Origin of the sequence: Methylobacterium sp. E-045 (genome assembly GCF_022829685.1) — a bacterium.
Taxonomy (GTDB): Bacteria; Pseudomonadota; Alphaproteobacteria; order Rhizobiales; family Beijerinckiaceae; genus Methylobacterium.
Genome location: NZ_JAKSYE010000074.1, coordinates 68,332 through 90,889, shown reverse-complemented (window position 1 = coordinate 90,889; position 22,558 = coordinate 68,332). Strand labels below are relative to the sequence as shown.

Below are 22,558 nucleotides of genomic sequence, written 5' to 3'. Positions count from 1 at the left end.
GGGGGGGCCGCGTCGGGAACGAAGGGGTCAGGACACAGGTGAGACCGATACCTAGGCGGGGCGGGGGATGACGCCGGGGTCGCGGGGTGGCGCGCCTGGGCAGGATGGGGGCGGGCGGGTCGGGGGGGGGCTCGCCGGGGTGTTGGTCCCGGGGGCGGTTGGCCCAGGGGAGGGGGGGGGGGGGGGTCATGAAGACCTCAGTCGGCCCATGCAGGGGTCGGGGTGAGACGACCCCTTCGCCCCTGTGCGGGAGAAGGTGGCCCGCGAAGCGGGTCGGATGAGGGGAGCGCCATCTCCGGACAGGTCGCCCCCTCTCCCGGTCGCTCCGCGACCACCCTCCCCCGCAGAGGGGGGAGGGCCGAGCGCGAACGCCCCCGATGCGTGAACGTCGGCATGCGGAAGATTGCCGTCAGGCAAGCCGGAGCCGGTGGTGCGAGACGGGGCGATCATTCCACCTCGTCCCCGGCCGAGGTCATGCGCGTCACCACATCCGGCGCCACGGCGTCCTCGGCCTCGTCCTTCGGCGGGTGGATCAGCGCGTCGAGGCGGGCGCGCGTGGCGTGGAATTCGGGGGTGAGCGCCTGGTTGTGGCTGCGCGGGCGCGGCACCGGCACCTCGATGAGTTCGGCGACCTCGCCCGGATGGGCGCTGAGGACGAGGATGCGGTCGGCCAGATGCACCGCCTCGTCGAGGTCGTGGGTGATGAAGACGATGGTGATGTCGATCTTCTTCCAGATCTCGATGAGATAGGCCTGCATCCGGGCGCGCGACTGGGTGTCGAGGGCCGAGAACGGCTCGTCCATCAGCAGGATGCGCGGCCGGGTCGCGAGAGCGCGGGCGATGGCCACCCGCTGCTTCATGCCGCCGGAGAGCTGGTGCGGGTAGCTGTCGGCGAAGGCCTCCAGGCCGATGAGCGCCAGCCATTGCCGGGCCTCGCGCTCCGCTTCACGGCGCGGCGTGCCGTTCTCCTCCAGGCCGAAGGCGACGTTGCGCAGGACGCTGAGCCAGGGGAACAGGGTGTAGCCCTGGAACACCATGCCCCGGTCGGCGCCCGGCCCCGTGACCGGCACGCCCTCGACGCTGACCACGCCCGAGGTCGAGGTCTCCAGCCCGGCCAGGATGCGCACGAAGGTGGACTTGCCGCAGCCCGAAGGCCCGACGACGCAGAGGAACTCGCGCCGGTGGGTGACGAGGTCGATGTCCTTGAGCGCCACCGTCACGCCGCCGTCCGGCTTGGCGAAGGTCTTCGTGAGCTTTTCGACCCGGAGGGCGACCTCGCGGCCCTTGAGTTTCTCGAAGCGGGCGCGGACCGGCTCGCATTGGGTGCGGTAGTCGCAGGCCTCGATCGGCAGGACGACGGGGGAAACCGAGTTCACGCTTCGCTCCTGTCGTAGGGGAACAGCCGGCGGCCGAGCCAGGCGAGGGCGAGATCGGTGATCGAGCCGACGAGGCCGATGATGAGGATCGCGGCGTAGACGTTGTCGAAATGCTGGTAGCGGGCCTGCTGCGTGATGAAGAAGGTGATGCCCGACGAGGTGCCGATGAGTTCGGCGACGATGAGGTAGGTCCAGGCCCAGCCGAGGAGGATGCGCTGGTCGCGGTAGAGCTGCGGCAGCATCGCCGGCACGATCACCCGGCGGATGAGGCGCAGGTTGCGCGCGCCGAGCGTCAGCGCCGCCTCGATCAGCAGGGGCTCGATCCGCCGGGTGGTGTTGGCGATGACCAGGACCTGCTGGAAGAAGGTGCCGATGACGATGATCGCGATCTTCGGCCCGTCATAGATGCCGAGGATGGCCACCATCAGCGCGCCGAAGGCGGGCGCCGGCATGTAGCGCACGAACTCGATGACCGGCTCGGTGAGACGCGCCAGGGTCGGCTGGGCGCCGCAGAGGATGCCCAGGGGCACGCCGATCAGCGACGACAGCAGGAAGCCGAAGGCGATGATCTGGATCGAGTGCCACAGGCTCAAGGGCAGGCGGATGGCGTCGCGCTGGGTCGGCTGGGCCGTCAGCGAGGTCCAGAACGCGGTCGCCACCTCATGCGGGGCGGGGAGGTAGACCGGGTTGGCGGGCCTGCCCGCCGGCTCGGCGGTGCCGGCGGCCCTGGCGGAGGCGACCTCCTCGGCGAAGGCGGCCTTGGGCACGCGCATCCCCGGCTCCATCCAGGCGATGTCGCCGGGCTCGGTCACCTCCACCAGGGGATGCCACAGGAACGGCACGTAGGAGAACGCCGCCCAGGCGAGGAGGGGGATCAGGAACGAGAGGACGGCGAGCGTCGTCCGGCGGCGCGGCGAGAGCGGCCGGGCGACGCCGACCCAGGAACGCCGGCGGGATGTCGGCCGCAGGGCCGGCGCGTCCCTCCCCCCTTCGCGGGGGAGGGTGGCCCGCGAAGCGGGTCGGGAGAGGGGAGCGCCATCTCCGGAGAGGTCGCCCCCTCTCCCGCCTGCTCCGCAGGCACCCTCTCCCGCAGGGGGGAGAGGGGCAGCGGGGAGAGGGGCAGCACCCTGGCGCATCTCGGCGCTCATTTACCGTCGGTCAGCGCGGGGTCGATGGTGCTCTTCACGTCCTGGGCGGTCTTGTAGACCTCGTACTTCACGTTGAAGGCGTCGGCGTAGCGGCTGGACCCGTAGAGGGAGCCGAACCCGTCGGCGTCCTTCATCACCTTGGCACCCTCGGCGAGGGTGAGGAGCTTGGTGCCCTTGAGGAAGCGGGTGAAGGTGGGCGCGTCGATGCCGACCTTGGCCGCCATGATCGCCACGGCGTCGCCCTGCGTCTTCGGATCCTGGATGTAGGCGACGACCTTGTCCCAGACGCCCACGAACTTGATCCACTCCGCCCGGCGCGCCGACAGGCTCGCGGGGGAGACCGCGACCACGTCGTAGATCAGGCCCGGCTCGTCGGCGGAGGTGTAGAGGGGCTTCGCGCCGGCCGCGCCCTTCATGGCCTGGCCGGCGATGGGCTGCCAGGCGCCGATGGCCGAGACGTCGCCGGAGGCGAGCACCTGCGGGGTCTCGTTGGTCTTGGCGTTGACCAGGGTGACGTCGGTCTCCTTGAGGCCGAGCTTGGTCAGGCCGTTGATGAGGAGCAGGTGCTCCACGAGGCCGACTTCGAGGCCGACCTTCTTGCCCTTGAGATCCGCCAGCGTCTTCACGCCCGGCTTGCCGACGATCATGTCGTTGCCGTTGGAATAGTCGGTGAGCATGATCATGACGTTCTTGGCGCCGTTGCCGCCCATCACCAGGGCGTCGCCGTTGGTGCAGGTGACGGCGTCGAGCTTGCCGGCGGAGAACGCGTCCATGGAGGCCGAGTAGTCGAACCACTCGAACTTCGCGTCGAGTCCGGCCTCCTTCAGCCAGCCCTTCTCGATGGCGACCTGCCAGGCCACCCAGCCGGGCCAGTCGCTGTAGCCGATGCGCAGGGGCTCGGCGGCGTGCGCCGCCGGGATGGAGGCGGAGGCCGTGAGGAGGCCGAGGGCGAGGGCGCAGCCCGCGACTGCCTTGCGTCCGGCGGTCAGGATCGTGGAAAGGTGCATCTGCATTCTCCGAACCGCGTAGTACGATCGCTGGAAATCGTAATACCGATTGCTTTTCACCCATACAAGACATGTGCCAGGGCTGGCCCGGCATTCAGGAGAGGCCCGATGGCCGGTGGCGACGAGATCGAGGCGAGGACTGACGACGGGACGGTCCCGGAGGAGGGCGCGGGCGGCCGGCGCAAGCCGGTGAGCCGGATCAGCCTGTCGCTGTCCGAGGACCTGCTCTGCGAGCTCGACACCATGGTGGGGGAACGGGGCTTCGCCAGCCGCTCCCAGGCGGTGGCGACGATCCTGCACCGCTCCCTGGTGGAGCACCGGCACAAGGTCGGCGACCGGGTGATGGTCGGCACGATCACGCTGTTCTACGACCACCTGGCGCCCGGCGTGCAGCAGCGTCTGGCCGACCTGCAGCGGCGCTACATCGCCGAGGTGATCTCCTCGCTCCACGTCCACCTGATGAACAACCAGACCCTCGAAGTGGTGCTGGTCCAGGGGCCGGCGGCGACGCTGCAGACCATCGCCGACACGATGATCACCGAGCGCGGCGTCATCTCGGGGCGGCTGGAACTGGCCGCCGCCCTGATCCCGCCGATCCATCCGTTCCAGGGGGAGGGAGGCGGCTGAGGACGGGCCTCAGCTCTGCCAGACCCGCGGCATCGGCGTGCCCCGGTAGGCCACCAGAACGCGGGCGGCGGTCGCCCGCATGGCATCGGGGGCGCTGCTCAGGAATCGGGCAACGAGATGCCCGTTCCAGGCACTGGCGGCGACGTCGACCCCCGGTGACGCGAGCGTGTCCACGAGGCTGCGGAAGGCCTCCAGCCGCCCCTCGGCATCGGGCGAGACGTCGAGGAGGGTCGCCATGGCCCGGGCGCCGCCGCCGAGGGCGGCCCGCTCCAGCAGCGCCGTGATCGGACCGTCGAGGGCGAGGGATTCGGCATAGGCCAGGCGCCCGCCCCGGCGGATGCGCCACGCATCCCGGAACAGGCCGGAGTCCAGGCGCTCGTGGCGGGCCGTGCGCCCGAAGACCACGGCCTCGAAAGCGAGCAGGCGCGCATCCGGGGCGAGATCGGCCTCGAACCGCCGCTCCAGCCGAGCCCGTTCGAACAGGATGGTCTCCTGCGGCAGCCAGTCGAGGCGTGCCCCCCCGGCGAGCACCGCCCGCGTGCCCACATGGCTCGACACTCCGTCGGATTTGTAGATCTTCTCGGCGGCGGTAGTGGTGAGGACGAGGTGGGCGCCCGCGCCGACCTCCGCCTCGACCCGGAACCCGTCGCCGCAGGCGATGCCGCCCGCCGTGTTGAGGAGGACCGCCTCGCAGGCCCCCGCAGGGTGGCGCGGGAGCCGCAGGCGCAGCGGTCCGGATTCGGACAGGTCGGCCACGTGCGTACCGATTCCGTGGCGGACGACGCGCACGCGGACGCGTCCGTCGGAGCGCTGCCGCGCCGGCGCGGCGTCGGGGGACGGCACGGCGATGGCCGGTCGCTCCACGCTCGATCCGTCGGGGGCCACGCGCGTGCGGGCTCGGTCTTCCGTCGCCTCAGGCCGGTCCGGTGGCCACGGGCCGCGCGGGGTCGACGCCCCATTCGGACCAGGAGCCGTCATAGAGCGCGCGGGGCGGATGACCGAGGGTCTCGAGAGCCAGGGCGACGATGGCCGCCGTCACCCCCGAGCCGCAGGTGGTGACCACGGGCCGGGCCGGATCGACGCCGGCATCGGCGAAGACCTTGCGCAGGGACTCCGCGTCCTTCAGCCGGCCGCCGGCCTGGAGCGCGGAATAATGGACGTTCCGGGCGCCCGGCATGTGGCCGGGGCGCACGCCGGGGCGCGGCTCGGCCTCCTCGCCGCGGAAACGCGGGGCGGATCGGGCATCGACGACCTGGGCCGAGCCGGTCTCCAGGGCGCGGGCCACGTCGTCGGCATCGGCCACGGCCCCGTGGTCGAGGCGCGCGGAGAAATGGCGCCGGTCGCGGCGGGGGCCGTCGCCATCCTCGGTGGGTCCGCCGGCGGCGAGCCATGCCGGGAAGCCGCCCTCCAGGATCTGCACGTCGCGCACGCCGAAGGTGCGCAGCATCCACCAGACGCGGGGCGCCGAGAACAGGCCCATCCCGTCATAGACGACGATGTGCATGCCGTCGCCGATACCGAGTTCGCGCATGCGCGAGGCGAAGACCTCCGGCCGGGGCATCATGTGCGGCAGGGACGAGGTCTCGTCGCTCATGGCATCGATGTCGAAGCGGATCGCGCCGGGGATGTGGGCGGCCTGGTATTCGGCTGCGGCATCGCGCCCCTGGGCGGGCAGGTACCACGACGCATCGAGCACGATGATGCCGGGTGCGCCGAGGCGCTCCTTGAGCCAGTCGGTCGTGACGAAGTGCGAAGGCGCCATGGTCTCTCTGTCCGCAATGAGGGTCAGCGCCACTCAACCACATCCGCCCCCGGCTTGCACAGTCGGTCCGTTGAGGCGAAAGCTCCGGGCATGACGAGCCCAAGCCTCGACCCCCGTCCGGAGCGGACACGATCGTGAGTGCCCGCGAGACGTTCCACATCGAGATCCTCGGCTCCGACGACGAGGGCGAGGATCGCGTGCGCCAGCGCCTCTCGATCCGCGCGAGCGGAGCGGAGAGCGCCACGGAGCGCGCGCTCCTCCTGTTCGCGCGGGCGCGGGCGCCGCAGCGCTCGGGGGGGCCCGCCGAGGCGGTGCGCGTCATCGACGGAGCCGGGACGGAGGTGTTCCACCGGACCCGCTTCGACGAGACCGCCTGACCATGCGCCTCCTCGCGGCCCTCGGCGCGGCGGTGCTGTTCGCCGGCCTGTTCGTGCGCAGCTATACCCTGCCGCCGGCTCCCGACCGGCGGGGCGGCACCACCCTGGCCCTGGCCTATCCCAACCGCGCTCTGTTCGGCAGCCCGCGCGGGGATTGCGTCGGCACGCCCCCGGACGAGGTGGTCATCGCCTGCCTGATCGGCTCCGTGTCCCGGTTCCGCGCCGAGACGATGCCCCTCGTCCAGCTCCCGTTCTGCGGCACCTGCTACGGCCTGTCCCAGAGCCTCGCCACCCTCGGCCGCGACGAGAATGCAGTCCGGGCCAAGCTCGACCAGATGGCGCGATACGGGTGGTAGGCCCCGCGCTGGGCGAATGGCTCGGGCACCACGTTGACTTCGCAGGCGCGAAAGCGCATATCGCAGTTGCAGCGTCAGCGGCCGTGACAGGTTCGCTTGAGAGGGCTGCGTGACGGATCGCCGATTGCGCGTCAGCGCGGCCCAAGCGACCTGAGCCCCTCTCTTCAACGTGCATGCACCCGGATCGCCCCATCACGCGGGCGACCTCCAGCTCAACGGACCAGCCCCTTCGACAAGACGGCCATCGTTTCGGTGGCGTCCGGCCGGTCCCGCTGCCTGAAAGTCTACCCTTGACCCAATTCACCGATTTCGGACTCGCAGAGCCCGTGCTGCGCGCCCTGGACGAGGCCGGCTACAAGACCCCGACCCCGATCCAGGCCCAGGCCCTGCGCCCGGCCATGGAAGGCCGCGACCTCTGCGGCATCGCCCAGACCGGCACCGGCAAGACCGCGGCCTTCGCGCTGCCGATCCTGCACCGCCTCGCCCAGAACCCGCGCAAGGCCATCCGTCGCGGCTGCCGCGTGCTGGTGCTCTCGCCCACCCGCGAGCTCGCCAACCAGATCGCCGAGAGCTTTTCCGATTACGGAAAACACCTGTCGTTCACCAACACCGTGGTGTTCGGCGGCGTCACCATCTCCCGCCAGGAGAAGGCGCTCGCCAACGGCGTCGACATCCTCGTCGCCACGCCGGGCCGCCTCATGGACCTCATCGAGCGCCGCTCGCTGACCCTCGAGGCCGTCGAGATCCTCGTCCTCGACGAGGCCGACCAGATGCTCGACCTCGGCTTCATCCACGCCCTCAAGCGCATCGTGAAGATGCTGCCGAAGGAGCGCCAGAGCCTGTTCTTCTCGGCCACCATGCCGAAGAACATCGCCGGCCTCGCCGACCAGTACCTCCGCGATCCCGTCCAGGTCGCCGTCACGCCGGTGGCGACGACGGCCGAGCGCGTCACCCAGGAGGTCATCTTCGCCCATACCGGCGCGAAGCAGGCCCTGCTCAACCACATCCTGCGCGACCCGAAGATCGAGCGCGTGCTCGTCTTCACCCGGACCAAGCACGGCGCCGACCGCGTGGTGCGCGGCCTGGAGAAGGTCGCGATCAACGCCTCGGCCATCCACGGCAACAAGTCCCAGCCGCAGCGCGAGCGGGCGCTCGCCGCGTTCAAGGACGGGTCCTGCCGCGTGCTGGTCGCCACCGACATCGCCGCCCGCGGCATCGATGTCGAGGCGGTGAGCCACGTCATCAACTACGACCTGCCCAACGTGCCGGAGAGCTACGTCCACCGCATCGGCCGCACCGCGCGCGCCGGGGCGAACGGGCTCGCCATCTCGTTCTGCAACGACGAGGAGAAGGCCTACCTGCGGGATATCGAGCGCACCACGCGCCAGAAGATCCCCGTCGGCGCCTTCCCCGAGGGCTTCAACCCGCCGACCCGCCAGGAAGCGGCCGAGGCCGCCCAGGCCGAGGAGCGCCGTCCGGCGCCCCAGGGCCAGCGTCCCGGCCAGCGCCAGGGCCAGCGTCCCGGCGGCGGTCGTCCCGGCGCCGGTGCCCGTCCGGGCGGCGGTCGTGGTGGCCAGCCCGCCGGGCAGGCCCGGTCCGGCCGTCCCCAGGAAGGCCGCGGCGATCGTCCGTCCGACGGGCAGGGCCGCGGCCCCCGTCCCGACCAGCGCGGCGACAACCGCGCGCCGCGCCAGGGCGAGCGCCCGCGCAGCGGCGGCGGCGGCAATGCCGGCGGCGAAGGCCGTGCCATCGGCTGGCTCGATCGCTTCCCGCGTTCCTGATCTCACTTGACGCTTCGACGGTCGGGTTCGCCCGGCCCGGCGCCGCCCCGGACCTGTCCGGGGCGGCGTTGTCGTGTCCGGCCCGCCGCCGGGACGGGCATTGCCGACGGACGATCCCGCGCCATCTGACCCTATGGCGGTCATCGCCGCGAGGAGGCGTGGATATGCGTTTCGAACTCTACCGGGATTCGGGCGGCGAGTGGCGCTGGCGCCTCCGGGTCACGAACGGAAACGTCATCGCCGATTCGGCCGAGGGCTATGCCCGCAGGGAAGATTGCGAGCACGGCATCACCCTGGTGAAGGGCTCGTCCGAGGCCAGCGTGGTCGACATGACGCTGAAGATCGCCTGACCCGTTTACGCCGTCCCCCTCGAACGAAGGCCGTTCCCGGCGCGCCAAACCGTTAAGCTTGCCGGCGGAGGGCATGAAACGGTTTGCCGGGTCCGTGCGTTCGAGTGACGGCCAAGCATGCAGTTCCGCGCATGCCGTCATCGCGTCACCATCGTTCGATCATCCGAGGAGTCATGAACGTGTTGAGGAAACTCCTTCTGGCCGCCTTGCTGGCCCTGGGCTTCGCCGCCCTGCCCCCCCAGGGCGCTTCGGCCGCGCCCATCGGCCCGGTTTCCGCGCTTCAGAGCGAGGCCGCCCCGGCCGTCGCCGAGAAGGCGCAGTACTACTACCGCCGGCCGTATTACCGTCGCCCGTTCTACCGTCGCCCCTATTACGCCCGTCCCTACTATCGCCGTCCGTACTTCGCGCCGCGTCCGTTCTACCGCCGTCCGTATTACGGCCCGCGCCGGTTCTACGGCCCGCGCCGGTTCTACTACTGAGCCGCTCATACGACCGAGCCGACACGGCCGATCTCTGCCGAGGCCCGGATGTCCCGAGGGGGACATCCGGGCCTTTTCCTTGACCGGACGCCCCCTGTCGGCCGATGCATGGAGGCCAAGCCGCACCTCGAACGAATGAAGGCCGGTGGCGATCAGGGTGGAGACCGCAATGGGCGAGACCAGCGATCCGCGTGGGGACCTCACGGTGCGCACCATCGCGATGCCGGCCGACACCAACGCCAACGGCGATATCTTCGGCGGCTGGGTGATGTCGCAGATGGACCAGGCCGGGGGCATCGCCGGCGTCGACCGGGCGCAGGGGCGCGTGGTGACGGTGGCCGTCGATGCGATGACCTTCATCCGCCCGGTGCGGGTGGGCGACGTGCTCTGCGTCTATACCCGGGTGGAGAGCGTCGGCCGCACCTCCATGAAGATCCAGGTCGAGGCCTGGGCCCGGCGCTTCCGCACCAAGCTGCGCGAGAAGGTGACCGAGGCGACCTTCACCTTCGTCGCCATCGACGACGACGGACGCCCGCGCCCCCTCCCCAAGCCGGAGCCGGAGACGTCGCCGGAGCCGTGAGAGCGGAGGTCAAACGTTCGGAGGGGCCACGCGCTGGCGCAGGCCGGTGATGACGGCCTTCAGGACGTCGGAATCGAGCTGGTGGCCCGTGGCCGAGCGGACGGCGTCGATCCGGTCGTGGACGAAGGCGAGCTTGGCGATCACGGCCGGGGTCAGCTTGAACGGATACAGCGCCGGCTGCCCCATGCTCCGGCTGAGGGAATTCACCGCGTAGGTCAGCGGCAGCCAGACCGAGACCAGACGGTCGAGGTCGGGGGATTGATACGGATCGAAATCGATCACCACGGGTTCCGGCGTGCTGCTGCGCAGGCGCGGCCGCAGATGGAGCTCGAAGGCGCTCGCCGTCTCCACCGTGTCGACGATGTGGAGGTAATGCGCCCAGGTCTCGGCGAAATCCTCCCACGGGTGGCTGGTGGCGTAGGCGCTGACGTAGGATTCCTGCCAGTCCGGCGGCGCGCCCTGGCCGTAGTAGCGCTGCAGGGCCATGCCGTAGCTGGCGCGCTCGTCGCCGAACAGGTCGCGGAACGCCCAGATGCTCTGGTCGTAGCGGACCAGGACGTTCCAGAAATAATGCCCGATCTCGTGGCGGAAATGCCCGAGCAGCGTGCGGTAATACTCGCCGAACAGCATCCGCCGGCGCTCGCGCTCGACGTCGTCGGCCTCGGCGATGTTGAGGGTGATGAGGCCGCTGCGATGCCCGGTGAGGACGGGCGCGCCGACGCTGTAATTCTCGGCCGGATCGACCAGGAAATCGAAGGCGAGGCCCGTGGCCGGGTTCTCCTCCCGGGTCATCAGGGGCAGGTCCAGGCGCAGGAGCGAGTAGAACAACCGATGCTTGGCCGCCTCGATCTGGCGCCAGCGGGTGAGGTTCCAGTCGAGGGTCAGGTCCGGGACGACGCGGTTGTGCCGGCAGGAGGTACAGTAGCGGTCCGGGCTGTCCTCTGGCACCAGCCAGTTGCACGCATGGTAATCGGCATTGGCGCAGAAGCGGTATTTCCGGGCCGGGTCGGCATAGGCGTGCCAGACCGAACCGGAGGGTTCGAGGGCCGACATCTCATGCGACTGGCAGACATAGCCGAGCCGCCGCTGGCAGCTGTCGCATTCCGTGCTCTCGAAGCTCACCGGCTGGTCGCAGGCCTGGCACTGGAAGACCTTCATCGGCCGGCCGTGCCCGCCGGACGGTCGCCGGGCCGAGCGCGCGGGAGCGCGGCGCGGCGGCGTCCCGCGCCACGATGCACGGAATTTGCTTCGCGCTCGGCGACGGGCCGCATCGCCACGCCGTATGTCTGAACTGCCAGGGCCACGATCCTCACGCGATGAACGTCTTCGCCTTCCACCGCCCGGTCGGGCAACGTCGCTGTAGACTAGCACCGAATTCGACTGCCGTCGGCGCTGTTCCCGGCCTATGGTCATTCGGCCTCGAAACGCCGATGACAGCTCGGAGGCGTTTCGGTGATGCGCCCCGGCTTCCCGCCGCCGGCGCGCGCACCTCGCGCGCCCGGCACCACGTCTGAACCAGCGGGAGTCCCCGTGTCCATCAAAGCCGCCCTCCACCACGTCACCCACTACAAGTACGACCGGCCGATCCAGCTCGGACCGCAGGTGATCCGCCTGCGCCCGGCGCCGCATACGCGCTCGATCGTGCCGGCCTACTCCCTGAAGATCCTGCCGGAGAACCACTTCATCAACTGGCAGCAGGACCCGAACGGGAACTGGCTCGCCCGCCTGGTCTTCCCCGAGCGGACCACCGAATTGAAGATCGAGGTCGATCTGACCGCCGAGATGGCGGTGATCAACCCGTTCGACTTCTTCGTGGAGGACTACGCCCAGACCCGCCCCTTCGCCTACGAGAGCGACCTCACGGCGGAGCTGAAGCCCTATCTCGTCACCGACGACGCCACGGGACCGGAGATCGACGCGCTCCTCGAGCGGTTGCCCGAACAGCCCAACACCGTGCTCTTCCTCGTGGCCCTCAACGCCATGATCGCCTCGGAGATCACCTACGGCGTCCGCATGGAGCCGGGCGTCCAGACGCCGGCCGAGACGCTGACCCTGAAGAGCGGCTCGTGCCGCGATTCCGCGTGGCTCCTGGTCCAGGTGCTGCGCCGCATCGGTCTCGCCGCACGCTTCGTCTCCGGCTACCTGATCCAGCTCATTCCCGACACGACGGCGGTGGACGGCCCGGCCGGCACCTCCACCGACTTCACCGACCTGCACGCCTGGGCCGAGGTCTACCTGCCGGGCGCCGGCTGGATCGGCCTCGACGCCACCTCCGGCCTCCTCTGCGGCGAGGGCCACATCCCGCTCGCCGCCACCCCGCACTACCAGTCGGCCGCGCCGATCTCCGGCCTCGCCGAACCCGCCGGAGTGGAGTTCGGCTTCGAGATGACGGTGACCCGCGTGGCCGAGGCCCCGCGCATCACGAAGCCCTTCTCGGACGAGGTCTGGGCCAAGATGGATGCGCTCGGCGAGCGGATCGACGTCGATCTCACCGAGCAGGACGTGCGCCTGACCATGGGCGGCGAGCCGACCTTCGTCTCCATCGACGATTTCGAATCGGCCGAGTGGAACGCCGCCGCCGTGGGGCCGACGAAGCGCGGCCTCGCCGACAAGCTGATCCGGCGCCTGCACACCCGCTTCGGACCCGGCGGCATGCTGCATTACGGCCAGGGCAAGTGGTATCCGGGCGAGAGCCTGCCGCGCTGGGCCTTCGCCCTGTACTGGCGCCGGGACGGCAAGCCGATCTGGAGCAACCCCGACCTCGTCGCCAAGGAGGACGGCCCGCGTGACGCCACCTCCAGCAAGGCGAAGGCGCTGATCGACGGCGTCGCCAGGCGCCTCGGCCTCGACGCCTACGTGTTCCCCGCCTTCGAGGATCCCATCTACTGGGAGGAGAAGCGGGACGAACTGCCGGTCAACGTCACCACCTCGGACGCCAAGTTCCCGAACCCGGAGACCAACGCCCGCATCGCGCGGGTGTTCGAGCGCGGCCTCGGCGAGGCCGCCGGCTATGCCCTGCCCCTGGCGAGCCTGCCGCTGGGCAAGGACGATCCCGACGACCGCCGCTGGATCTCGGAAGCCTGGCAGTTCCGCCGCAGCCACGCCTTCCTGACGCCGGGCGATTCCCCGGTGGGGTATCGCCTGCCCCTGAGCTCGCTGCCCTTCGTGCCGCCGGAGCACTACCCCTATTACCAGCCCCAGGATCCCCTGGAGGACCGGGGCGCGCTCCCCGAGGGCCATCCCGGCACGAAGACCGAGAACGGTTCGGGCGTCACCGGCGTCGCCGTGCGCACGGCCCTCGCCGTCGAGCCGCGGGACGGGGTGCTGCGCGTGTTCATGCCGCCGCTCCAGCGGGTGGACGAGTATCTCGAACTCATCGGCCATCTCGAAATCGTCGCCGCCGAGCTGAAGCAGCCCCTGCATATCGAGGGCTACGAGCCGCCGTTCGATCCGCGCCTGAACGTCATCAAGGTCACGCCCGATCCCGGCGTGATCGAGGTGAACGTGCATCCCGCCACCTCCTGGCGCGAGGCCGTGACCATCACCAGCGAGCTCTACGAGGATGCCCGCCAGATCCGCCTGGGCGCGCAAAAATTCATGACCGACGGCCGCCATACCGGCACCGGCGGCGGCAACCACGTGGTGCTCGGCGGCGCGACCCCCAACGATTCCCCGTTCCTGCGCCGGCCGGACCTGCTGAAGAGCCTCGTGCTCTACTGGCAGCGCCACCCCTCGCTCTCCTACCTGTTCGCCGGCCTCTATATCGGCCCGACGAGCCAGGCCCCGCGCATGGACGAGGCCCGCCACGACGGGCTCTACGAGCTCGAGATCGCCCTGGCGCAAGTGCCCAAACCCGACGAGCCGAATATCCCGCGCTGGCTGGTGGACCGGATCTTCCGCAACATCCTCGTGGACGTCACCGGCAACACCCACCGCTCCGAGATCTGCATCGACAAGCTCTACTCGCCGGACGGCCCCACCGGCCGCCTCGGCCTGCTGGAGTTCCGCTCCTTCGAGATGCCGCCGGACCCGCGCATGAGCCTCGCCCAGCAATTGCTGCTGCGGGCCATCGTCGCCTGGGCCTGGCGCGAACCGCAGGAGGGCGGCTGTGTCCGTTGGGGCACGGGCCTGCACGATCGCTTCATGCTGCCCCACTTCCTCTGGACGGACTTCCTCGGCGTGCTGGAAGACCTCCGCCAAGCCGGTTACGACTTCGACCCGGCGGCATTCCAGGCGCAGTACGAGTTCCGCTTCCCGGTCTTCGGGACGGTGGAGCAGGGCGGCGTCAAGCTGGAACTGCGGCAGGCATTGGAGCCCTGGCACGTCCTGGGCGAAGAGGGGGCGATCGGTGGAACCGTGCGGTACGTGGACAGCTCGGTGGAGCGTCTGCAGGTCAAGGTCGAGGGCTTCGTCCCCGGCCGCCACATCATCAGCTGCAACGGCCGGCGCCTTCCGATGACGAGCACCGGCACGGTGGGCGAAGCGGTGGCGGGCCTGCGCTTCAAGGCGTGGCAGCCGGCCTCCTCGATGCATCCGACGATCCCCGCGCATTCGCCCCTCACCATCGACATCCTCGATGCGTGGAGCGGACGCTCGATCGGCGGCTGCCGCTACCATGTCAGCCATCCCGGCGGGCGCAACTACGAGACCTTCCCGGTGAACACCTACGAAGCCGAGGGACGCCGTCTCGCGCGCTTCCAGGCCCACGGCCACACCCCCGGCAAGGTCGAGATGCCGGCCGAGGAGATCAGCCGCGAGTTCCCGCTCACCCTCGATCTCAGGACGCCAGCACCCAGATGACCCACCTGGCCGAGGCGCAAGCCGGAGGAACGGCGTCGCGTGTCGCGCGCTGGACCTCGGACTACCGACCTCGGCCCGGAATTCCGGACGAGTTCGCGGGGCCCGACGGCCCTCGCGGCGGGGCTCGCGAAGGGGCCTGTAAAGGGGCTTGGCCACGGCTGCTCGACCGCCTCGGGGCCCTGAGCGGAGCCGAGATCACCGCCCGCTTCGCCTCGGCCGAGCGGCACATCCGCGATACCGGCATCTCGTATCGGATCTACGGCGACCAGCGCGAGCATGCCTGGCCGCTGAGTTCCCTGCCCCTGGTGATCGAGGGCGCCGAATGGCGCGCCCTCAGCGCCGGCATCGTCCAGCGCGCCGGACTGATGGAATCCATCGTCTCCGACATCTACGGCGCCGGCCGGATGGTGTCGGAAGGGGTGCTGCCGGCGGCCCTGGTGGCGGGAGCGCCGGAATTCCTGCGCCCGCTCTCGGGGGTGACGCCCCCCGGCGGGCGCTGGCTCAAGCTCTATGCCGCCGATATCGGCCGGGGGCCCGACGGGCGCTGGCGGGTGCTCGCTGACCGGACCCAGGCTCCGTCCGGCCCCGGCTACGCCCTGGAGAACCGGATGGTGCTGACCCGCGCCTTCCCGGACCTCTATGCCGACCTCCATGTGGAACGCCTCGCCCCGTTCTTCCAGGCGTTTCGCGACGGGCTCGTCATGGGTGCGCAGCGCAGCGACCCGCGCATCGGCCTGCTCACCTCCGGCCCCCTGAGCTCGACCTACGTGGAGCAGGCGGCGCTGGCGCGCTATCTCGGCCTGCTCCTGGTGGAGGGCGACGACCTGGTGATGCAGGACGGGGTGCTGCACGTGCGCACCGTCTCCGGCCTCAAGCGCATCGACGCCCTGTGGCGGCGCATCGATTCCGACTATCTCGACCCGCTCGAACTCAACCCCGCCTCGCGCCTCGGCGTGTCGGGCGTGCTGGAGGCCCTGCGCGACGGCAGCCTCGTCGTCGGCAACATGCCGGGCTCCGGCATCCTCGAATCGGGGGCGCTCAGCGCCTACCTGCCGCGCATCGCCCGCTACTTCCTCGGCACCGATCTCAGCCTTCAGGGGCCGAAGAGCTGGTGGTGTGGCGACCCCGAATCCCTGGCCCATGTCCGCGACAACCTCGAACACCTGAACCTGCGGCCGGTGGCGACCCCGACCAAGGGCATGGGGCGCGACGCCATCCTCGGGCCGCATGCCATCGGCGCCGAGCGCGAGCGCGTGGTGGCCGCCCTGCGCGACCGGCCGTTCGACTACGTGGCGCAGGAGCACGCCCCTCTCTCGACGATGCCCGGCTGGGAGCGCGGCCCCGACGGGATGCGCCTCGTGCCCCGTCCCTTCGTGCTGCGGGTCTTCGCGGCGGCGACGCCCGACGGCTGGCGGGTGATGCCCGGCGGCTTCTGCCGCATCTCCGAGCGCCCCGACGTGAACCCCATCGAGATGCGGGCCGGGATCAAGTCGGCGGATGTGTGGGTGCTCTCGGACGGGCCGGTGGAGCCCGTCTCGCTGATGCATCCGGGCGCCCCCCGCGTGCGCCGCATCGCCGGCCACCTGCCGTCGAGGGCGGCCGACAACCTGTTCTGGTTCGGCCGCTACGTCGAGCGGGCGGAGGCGGTGATCCGCCTCGTCATCGCCCATCTCGGCAGCGTCGGGAACGCGGTGATCGCCGACATGGCCGGCACCGAGAGCGCCCCGACGGCCCTGCGCATCCGCGCCCTGCTGGATGAATGGGGCGCCATCGAAGCGCCCGACCTGCCCACGGCCAAACTCGCGCAGGAGGCTCTGAGCGGGCGCGCGGCCTACGGGTCGGCCCTGTCCCACAGCCTGTCCGCGCGCCACAACGCGGCGTCCCTGCGCGAACGACTCTCGAGCGAGGCCTGGCGCGCCCTGGCCGACCTGAGGGACCTCCTCGACCTCGACGGGGCCAGGGAGCTGGCCGAGGCCGAGCTCCTCGGCCTGGCGGAGCGGGCGCTCGGCCATATCGCCGCCCTCGCAGGTCTGGCGCAGGAGAACATGAATCGCACGGCGGGCTGGCACTTCGTTGATCTCGGCCGCCGGATCGAACGGGCGATCAACACCTGCTCCTTCGCCGCCCGTTTCGCGGGGGACGAGGCGACGGCCGAGGATCTCGGCGTGGTGCTGTCCCTCTGCGACTCGCACGTCTCGTTCGGCGCGCGCTACATGCAGGGCGTGGCCATCGACCCGGTGCGCGACATGGTGCTCCTCGATCCCTTCAACCCGCGCTCCGTCGCCTTCCAGATCGAGGCGATCTGCCGGCATCTCGCCGACCTGCCGGCGCTCCGCGTCGACGGCCTGCCCGAATCGCACCGGCGCCTCGCCCTCAAGCTCGCCGCCGAATTCACCACCGCCGAGGCGTCGGAACTCGACGGGGCGGCGGTGGCCCGCCTCGAGAACACCTTCGAGGGCCTAGCCGACGCGATCGTCACCCGCTACTTCCCCAACGGACCGCATGCCATGCGGCCGGAAAAGCTGGTGGGTCTCGCGTGATCTATACGCTGCGCCACCTCACCACCTACCGCTACGGCAAGCCCGTCCGCTACGCCCGCTGCGCCCTCAGGCTGCAGCCGCGCGACGGGGAGGGGCAGAGCGTTCTGTCGAGCGCGCTGACCATCTCGCCGACGCCGCGGACCCGCACCGTGCGGCGCGACTATTTCGGCCTCGACGTGGTGACCTTCCTGATCGACACGCCGCATAGCGAGTTGCGGGTGGAAGCCCTCTCGCGGGTGCAGGTGACACGTCCGCCGCTGCCGGAGCCCGAATCCGGCATGCCCTGGGAGACGGTGCGCGACACCGCGATCTCCGGCCGCTCCATGGCGCCCGACGCCCCCGTCCATTTCGTGTTCCCGAGCGTCAGGGTTCCCCTCGACCCGGACGTGACCGATTATGCCCGGGCGAGCTTCACCCCCGGCCGGAGCGCCTATGGCGGAGCCGTCGACCTGATGCGGCGCATCCGCACCGACTTCACGTTCGACGCCAAGGCGACCACCGTCCACACGCCGCTGGCCGAGGCCTTCGCCCTCAGGGCGGGGGTGTGCCAGGATTTCGCGCATATCATGATCGCCGGCCTGCGCGGCCTCGGCCTGCCGGCCGCCTATGTCAGCGGCTACATCCGCACCATCCCGCCCGCCGGCCGGCCGCGCCTGAGGGGCGCCGATGCCAGCCATGCCTGGGTCTCGGTCTGGTGCGGGGACGGCTGGATCGGCCTCGACCCCACCAACAACATCGGCGCCTGCGACGACCACATCGTGGTGGCGCGGGGCCGCGACTACACCGACGTCTCCCCCATCGACGGCATCGTCTCCTCCTCCGGCCCGCAGAAGCTCAAGGTCGAGGTGGACGTGATCCCCGACGGCGAGGCGATGCCGGAGGCGGCGGGCGAAGCGCAGGCCGAAACGGCCTGAGAACCGGCATCCGCGACGGGCCCACGGCACGGTCATGGACTTCGAGACCGACGATGGCGTAAGCGCGGCGGCGGTACGCGTTGTCTGGGGGATCAGGTCTTGGCTGAAGCACATGCCGCCGCGCGCGAGGCGATCCTCGCCTTCATCGCCGGTCGCAATCCCGGCCTCGCGCCGGGTGCGGTGACCGGATCGACCTCCCTCGTCACCAGCGATGCCCTCGATTCCATCGGCGTGCTCGACCTGATGATGGAGCTCGGCGACCGGTTCGGCTTCGAGATCGAGGAGGACGCGTTCGAACTCGCGCATTTCGAGAGCGTCGACGCCTTGGCCGCCTTCGTCGAGGCCAAGCGGACACGACCGCAGCCCTAGTCCATGACCACGCCCGCCCTGCTTCACGACCTCCTCGACGGAGCCGCCTGCGCGCCCGAGCGGATCGCGCTCGTCTGCAGCGACGAACGGCTGAGCTACGGCGAGCTGCGCGTCAGGGTCGCGGCCCTGGCACGGCGCCTGACGGAGGCGGGGATCGCGCCCGGCGACCGCGTCGCGATCCTGCTGCCGAAATCGCTTCCCGAATGCGTCGCGATCGTCGCGATCAGCCGCGCCGGCGCGGTGTTCGTACCGATCCATCCGAGCCTGCGCCCGCGCCAGGTGCGGCACATCCTGTCCGATTGCGGGGCGCGGTTCCTCATCACGGACGCCACCCTCAACCCTCTCCCCGCAGAGGGGGGAGGGCTCGCCGCCCCGCTGATCGTCCGGCTCGCCCCCGACACCGTCACCACTCCGCCGCCCGGCCTCGCGGCGATCCTCTACACGTCCGGCTCCACCGGGAGGCCGAAGGGCGTGATGCTGAGCCACGCCAATCTCCTGGCCGGCACGCGGATCGTGCGGACCTATCTCGCCATCGGGCCGGAGGACCGCATCCTCTCGGTCCTGCCGTTCTCGTTCGATTACGGCCTCAACCAGCTCCTCACGAGCATCGAGCAGGGCGCCTGCCTCGTCCTGCTGGAATTCCGCTTCGGCGACGAGGTGGTGCGGGCCATCGAACGGCATCGGATCACGATCCTGGCCGGCGTCCCGACCCTCTGGACCCTGCTGACCCGCGCGGCGCCGAGGCTCGGCAAGGCGGATCTCGCGAGCCTGCGCATCCTCACCAATTCGGGCGGCGCGGTGCCGCAGGAGACCGTGGCGCGCCTGCGCCGGGCGCTGCCGCACACCGACATCGTGCTGATGTACGGCCTCACCGAAGCCTTCCGCTCCACCTACCTGCCGCCGGGCGAGATCGACGCGCGGCCGGGCTCCATGGGCCGCGCCATCCCCGAGACCGAGATCTTCGCCGTGACGGCCGACGGAAGGCGGACCCGGCCCGGCGAGCCGGGCATCCTCCACCATCGCGGTCCCACCGTGTCCCTCGGCTACTGGAACCGGCCCGAGGATACGGCGCGCGTCCTGGTGCCGGACCCGCGTTTCCCGCAGGACGGCACCCCCGTCTGCCGCTCCGGCGACCTCGTTGTGGAGGACGGGGACGGCTATTTCCGCTTCCTCGGCCGCGAGGATGCGATGATCAAGAGCGCCGGCTTCCGCGTGAGCCCCACCGAGGTGGAGGAAGCGCTGATGGAGACCGGCGCCTTCCGGGCGGTGGCGGTCATCGGTCTGGCCGATGCCGGCCTCGGGCAGCGCATCCACGCCGTCGCCGTGCCGGCCGGGAGCGGCCCCGCGCCGGAGGAGGTCCTTCAGGCCGTGCGGCGGACGCTGCCCCCGCACATGGTTCCGCGCGCCGTCGAGACCGTCCCGGCCCTGCCGACGACGCCCAACGGCAAGGTCGATTACAAGCGCCTCGTGGCGGAACGGACGAGCTATGTCTGACACGTTCGGCGACAGCCTCGCGGACCGCCTCGTCGCGGCGAACTTTTCGCGGCGCGACGGCGTGCTGCATGTGGGCGGCCTCGATCTCCGCGGCCTCGCCGAGGCTCACGGTACGCCGTTCTTCGTCTACGACGCCGACCTCTTCCGCCGCGCCTATCGCGACCTCGCGCGGGCGGTCGCCGGCTTCGCGGTGGTGGATTACTCGGTGAAGGCCAACCCGGCCCCCGCAATCATCCGCGTCTTCCGCGACGAGGGGGCGGGGGCCGAGATCGCGTCCGGTGCGGAATTCGCCGCCTCCTGGGCGGCCGGCGTCGATCCGCGCCACATCCTGTTCGCCGGGCCGGGCAAGAGCGACGCCGACATCGAGGCCACGGTCGCCGGCGGGATCGGCGAGATCCATCTGGAGAACGGCGAAGAGATGCGCCGCGTCGCCGAGGCGGCCGGACGCCACGGCGTCGTCCAGCGGGTGGCGATCCGGATCAATCCGGGGCCCGACGCGCAGGGCGGCGCCATGCGGATGGGCGGCAAGCCCTCGCCCTTCGGCTTCGACGAGGAGGAGCTCGATGCCATCGTCGATGCGGTGGAGGCCGAACCGCGCCTGCATCTGGCCGGCATCCACCTCTTTGCCGGAACGCAGGGGCTCGCCGCCGCGACCCTCCTCTCGCAATGGGCCTACGGCCTGTCCCTGGCGGAGCGGGTGGCCGAGCGGATCGCCCGCCCGCTGGAGACGATCGACCTCGGCGGCGGCCTCGGCATTCCCTATTTCTCCGCCGACGCGGCCCTCGACCTTGGCGCCCTTCGCGACGGGATGCCGGCGCTGATCACCCGTGTGACGTCAGATCCCCGCCTCCGGGAGGCGCGGATCGTGCTCGAACCCGGGCGGTTCCTCGCCGGGCCGGCGGGCCTCTACGTGGCGCGGGTGAGGGCGGTGAAAGTCTCGCGGGGCAGCCGCTTCGTCATCACCGATGGCGGGATGCACCACCATCTCGCCGCGTCGGGCAATCTCGGACAGGTGGTCAAGCGCGACTATCCCGTGACGGGCGTGGTGGATCGCGGCGGCCCGCGCTCGCCCTGCGCCGTGGTCGGCCCGCTCTGCACGCCCCTCGACATGCTCGCCCGCGCCACCCCGCTGCCGGACCTCGCGGCGGGCGACCTCGTCGCCGTCCTGCAATCGGGCGCCTATGGCCTGACGGCGAGCCCCACCGGCTTTCTCAGTCATCCGCGACCGGCGGAACTCCTGGTGGATGGGGGCACGGCGCGGGAGATCGGCATGGCGCGACCGGGCGACTGACGACGCGGCCTGCTCGCCCTGGACCACGAGATCGTTCCAAGGCGACCGGGTTTCGCAACGGACCGGAAACCCTCCCGCCGTTAGATGTCGCGGCGTTCGGACGCGATGCGGGAGGCGATCGATTGAGACGCGGTCTCGTCGTCATTCAGAAATCGACCAAGCTCGAATTTCTCAAGCACATCGTCGCCAGCACGCAGTCGAGGCCGGACGTCTTCGCGACCGTCATGACGAGCGACGATTACGCGCGCGACCACGTCCAGATGATCTGCGAATCGCTTCAGCTCGGCCTGACCCGCCTTTATCGGGACCGGGAGGGATACGGCTACGAGGTGCGCATCACCCGCGCCGGCAAGCTCCTGGCGTTCGGCGAGATCGAGGCGGCAGCGGCTGTCCTCGATGCTGCCGGAGGCGTCATGCGCCTTGCCGGCGGCCCACCGGAGGGCGCCCTCGGAACGCTTCTGGCGCCCGGCAGCAAAGGCATGTCCCTCTTCGGGATCGCGGCCCGGCAACACGCCCCCGAGATGATCCGCGGCGTCGCCACCGGCCACCTCGCCGTGGCGGATGGCGTCATCGAGGCATCCCCGCTCCATGCCAGGGGAACCGGATTGGGCGGATGGGGCGACCTCGGCGGGCTCGCACGCTCCTCGTCGCTGCCGTCGAGCCGTTCGACGCGGCATGTCTCGGCGCGAAAACCGTAGAGCCCGATCGGAGTCGGGATTCTGGAGCCGGCGGACAGGTGTCGAAGCGCGAACGCCGTCGCGCGGGCAGACCTCGATGAGTCAGGCTCTTCGGGGGCGGGTATCAGCCCTTGCGCTCGGTGAAGGCGCGAAACGCCTCGAGGGTCTCGGCGCTGACGTGATGCTCGATCCCCTCCGCATCGCGCCGCGCGGTCTCGGCGCTGACGCCGAGCGCACAGAGGAAGTGCTCGACGATGCGATGGCGCTCGCGGCTCTGGACCGCGAGCATGCGCCCGCTCTCGGTGAGGAAGACGCCACGATAGGGGCGCTGCTGCACGAGGCCGTCCTCGGCCAGGCGCTTCAGCATCTTGGCGACGGTGGGCTGGGCGACGCCGAGGCGCGCGGCGATATCCACCTGCCGCGCTTCGCCGCCATCGCCGATGAGGTCGGCGATCAGCTCGACATAATCTTCCACGAGTTCGAGGCGGCGCGCCTCGCGCGCCTGCCGGAAGCTCTCCACATGGACGTCCGGATCGACCAGCGGCGCGTCGGGCATGGATCGCGACGAATCCTGCATGATGCCGGGCAACCCTTGCTTCACCGGTGTGACGGACACGGACCATCCGGTGC

At 70.7% G+C, this 22,558-nt stretch carries 21 protein-coding genes; 14 read left to right on the top strand and 7 right to left on the bottom strand.

Features of this window, described 5'->3' with window-relative positions; translation table 11 throughout:
- Positions 1-446 precede the first annotated feature (446 nt).
- From MKK51_RS10845 to MKK51_RS10835, 3 genes are read right to left on the bottom strand one after another with little or no spacing between them, the layout of a single operon-like run.
- Positions 447-1,376 (bottom strand): ABC transporter ATP-binding protein, encoded by a 930-nt coding sequence (locus MKK51_RS10845; RefSeq protein ID WP_243977006.1) that lies wholly within the window; start codon positions 1,374-1,376, stop codon positions 447-449.
- Positions 1,373-2,524, bottom strand: a complete 1,152-nt coding sequence (locus MKK51_RS10840; protein WP_243977004.1) for an ABC transporter permease — start codon at positions 2,522-2,524, stop codon at positions 1,373-1,375. Before MKK51_RS10840 ends, MKK51_RS10845 begins: the two co-directional genes overlap by 4 nt.
- Positions 2,521-3,537 carry an ABC transporter substrate-binding protein gene (locus tag MKK51_RS10835; RefSeq protein WP_313898805.1) on the bottom strand — a complete coding sequence of 339 codons (1,017 nt, stop codon included), beginning with the start codon at positions 3,535-3,537 and terminating at the stop codon, positions 2,521-2,523. The genes MKK51_RS10840 and MKK51_RS10835 overlap by 4 nt, the downstream gene beginning before the upstream one ends.
- A 102-nt stretch (positions 3,538-3,639) precedes the next feature.
- Here MKK51_RS10835 and nikR point away from each other — a divergent pair, with 102 nt between their 5' ends.
- Positions 3,640-4,158 (top strand): nickel-responsive transcriptional regulator NikR, encoded by a 519-nt coding sequence (gene nikR / locus MKK51_RS10830; protein WP_243977000.1) that lies wholly within the window; start codon positions 3,640-3,642, stop codon positions 4,156-4,158.
- Positions 4,159-4,167: 9 nt separating this feature from the next.
- Here nikR and MKK51_RS10825 read toward each other — a convergent pair whose 3' ends face one another.
- Positions 4,168-5,043, bottom strand: coding sequence for an urease accessory protein UreD (locus MKK51_RS10825; protein ID WP_409565659.1), 876 nt, complete (start codon positions 5,041-5,043; stop codon positions 4,168-4,170).
- A gap of 28 nt (positions 5,044-5,071) precedes the next feature.
- Positions 5,072-5,920 carry a 3-mercaptopyruvate sulfurtransferase gene (sseA, locus tag MKK51_RS10820; protein WP_243976999.1) on the bottom strand — a complete coding sequence of 283 codons (849 nt, stop codon included), beginning with the start codon at positions 5,918-5,920 and terminating at the stop codon, positions 5,072-5,074.
- Between the two features lie 134 nt (positions 5,921-6,054).
- Between sseA and MKK51_RS10815 the strand changes: the two genes are divergently transcribed.
- From MKK51_RS10815 to MKK51_RS10790, 6 genes are all read left to right on the top strand, one after another.
- Positions 6,055-6,297, top strand: coding sequence for a hypothetical protein (locus MKK51_RS10815; protein WP_243976997.1), 243 nt, complete (start codon positions 6,055-6,057; stop codon positions 6,295-6,297).
- A 2-nt stretch (positions 6,298-6,299) separates the two neighbouring features.
- Complete coding sequence (locus MKK51_RS10810) at positions 6,300-6,653, top strand: hypothetical protein (protein WP_243976996.1); 354 nt, start codon at positions 6,300-6,302, stop codon at positions 6,651-6,653.
- A gap of 290 nt (positions 6,654-6,943) precedes the next feature.
- Complete coding sequence (locus MKK51_RS10805; RefSeq protein WP_243976995.1) at positions 6,944-8,434, top strand: DEAD/DEAH box helicase; 1,491 nt, start codon at positions 6,944-6,946, stop codon at positions 8,432-8,434.
- 164 nt (positions 8,435-8,598) lie between these two features.
- The gene (locus MKK51_RS10800) at positions 8,599-8,784 is read left to right on the top strand and encodes a YegP family protein (protein ID WP_243976994.1); all 186 of its coding nucleotides are present in this window, start codon (positions 8,599-8,601) and stop codon (positions 8,782-8,784) included.
- 179 nt (positions 8,785-8,963) lie between these two features.
- Positions 8,964-9,263, top strand: coding sequence for a hypothetical protein (locus MKK51_RS10795; protein WP_243976993.1), 300 nt, complete (start codon positions 8,964-8,966; stop codon positions 9,261-9,263).
- Positions 9,264-9,432: 169 nt separating this feature from the next.
- Complete coding sequence (locus MKK51_RS10790) at positions 9,433-9,843, top strand: acyl-CoA thioesterase (protein WP_243976992.1); 411 nt, start codon at positions 9,433-9,435, stop codon at positions 9,841-9,843.
- Between the two features lie 9 nt (positions 9,844-9,852).
- On the opposite strand, the gene MKK51_RS10785 is transcribed toward MKK51_RS10790, so the two are convergent.
- The gene (locus MKK51_RS10785) at positions 9,853-11,001 is read right to left on the bottom strand and encodes a putative zinc-binding metallopeptidase (RefSeq protein WP_243976991.1); all 1,149 of its coding nucleotides are present in this window, start codon (positions 10,999-11,001) and stop codon (positions 9,853-9,855) included.
- A 372-nt stretch (positions 11,002-11,373) separates the two neighbouring features.
- On the opposite strand from MKK51_RS10785, the gene MKK51_RS10780 reads away from it, so the two are divergent.
- From MKK51_RS10780 to MKK51_RS10750, 7 genes are all read left to right on the top strand, one after another.
- The gene (locus MKK51_RS10780; RefSeq protein WP_243976990.1) at positions 11,374-14,643 is read left to right on the top strand and encodes a DUF2126 domain-containing protein; all 3,270 of its coding nucleotides are present in this window, start codon (positions 11,374-11,376) and stop codon (positions 14,641-14,643) included.
- Complete coding sequence (locus MKK51_RS10775; protein ID WP_243976988.1) at positions 14,640-17,183, top strand: circularly permuted type 2 ATP-grasp protein; 2,544 nt, start codon at positions 14,640-14,642, stop codon at positions 17,181-17,183. The genes MKK51_RS10780 and MKK51_RS10775 overlap by 4 nt, the downstream gene beginning before the upstream one ends.
- Positions 17,180-18,097 carry a transglutaminase family protein gene (locus tag MKK51_RS10770; protein WP_243976986.1) on the top strand — a complete coding sequence of 306 codons (918 nt, stop codon included), beginning with the start codon at positions 17,180-17,182 and terminating at the stop codon, positions 18,095-18,097. The genes MKK51_RS10775 and MKK51_RS10770 overlap by 4 nt, the downstream gene beginning before the upstream one ends.
- A gap of 99 nt (positions 18,098-18,196) precedes the next feature.
- On the top strand, positions 18,197-18,466 hold the full coding sequence (locus tag MKK51_RS10765) for an acyl carrier protein (RefSeq protein ID WP_243976984.1): 270 nt from the start codon (positions 18,197-18,199) through the stop codon (positions 18,464-18,466).
- Between the two features lie 3 nt (positions 18,467-18,469).
- On the top strand, positions 18,470-19,960 hold the full coding sequence (locus tag MKK51_RS10760) for an AMP-binding protein (RefSeq protein WP_243976982.1): 1,491 nt from the start codon (positions 18,470-18,472) through the stop codon (positions 19,958-19,960).
- Entirely contained in the window at positions 19,953-21,251 is a 1,299-nt protein-coding gene (locus MKK51_RS10755) for a type III PLP-dependent enzyme (protein ID WP_243976980.1), read from the top strand. The genes MKK51_RS10760 and MKK51_RS10755 overlap by 8 nt, the downstream gene beginning before the upstream one ends.
- A gap of 122 nt (positions 21,252-21,373) precedes the next feature.
- Entirely contained in the window at positions 21,374-21,949 is a 576-nt protein-coding gene (locus MKK51_RS10750; protein ID WP_243976979.1) for a hypothetical protein, read from the top strand.
- Between the two features lie 103 nt (positions 21,950-22,052).
- On the opposite strand, the gene mntR is transcribed toward MKK51_RS10750, so the two are convergent.
- On the bottom strand, positions 22,053-22,505 hold the full coding sequence (gene mntR / locus MKK51_RS10745) for a manganese-binding transcriptional regulator MntR (protein WP_243977016.1): 453 nt from the start codon (positions 22,503-22,505) through the stop codon (positions 22,053-22,055).
- Positions 22,506-22,558: the final 53 nt, after the last annotated feature.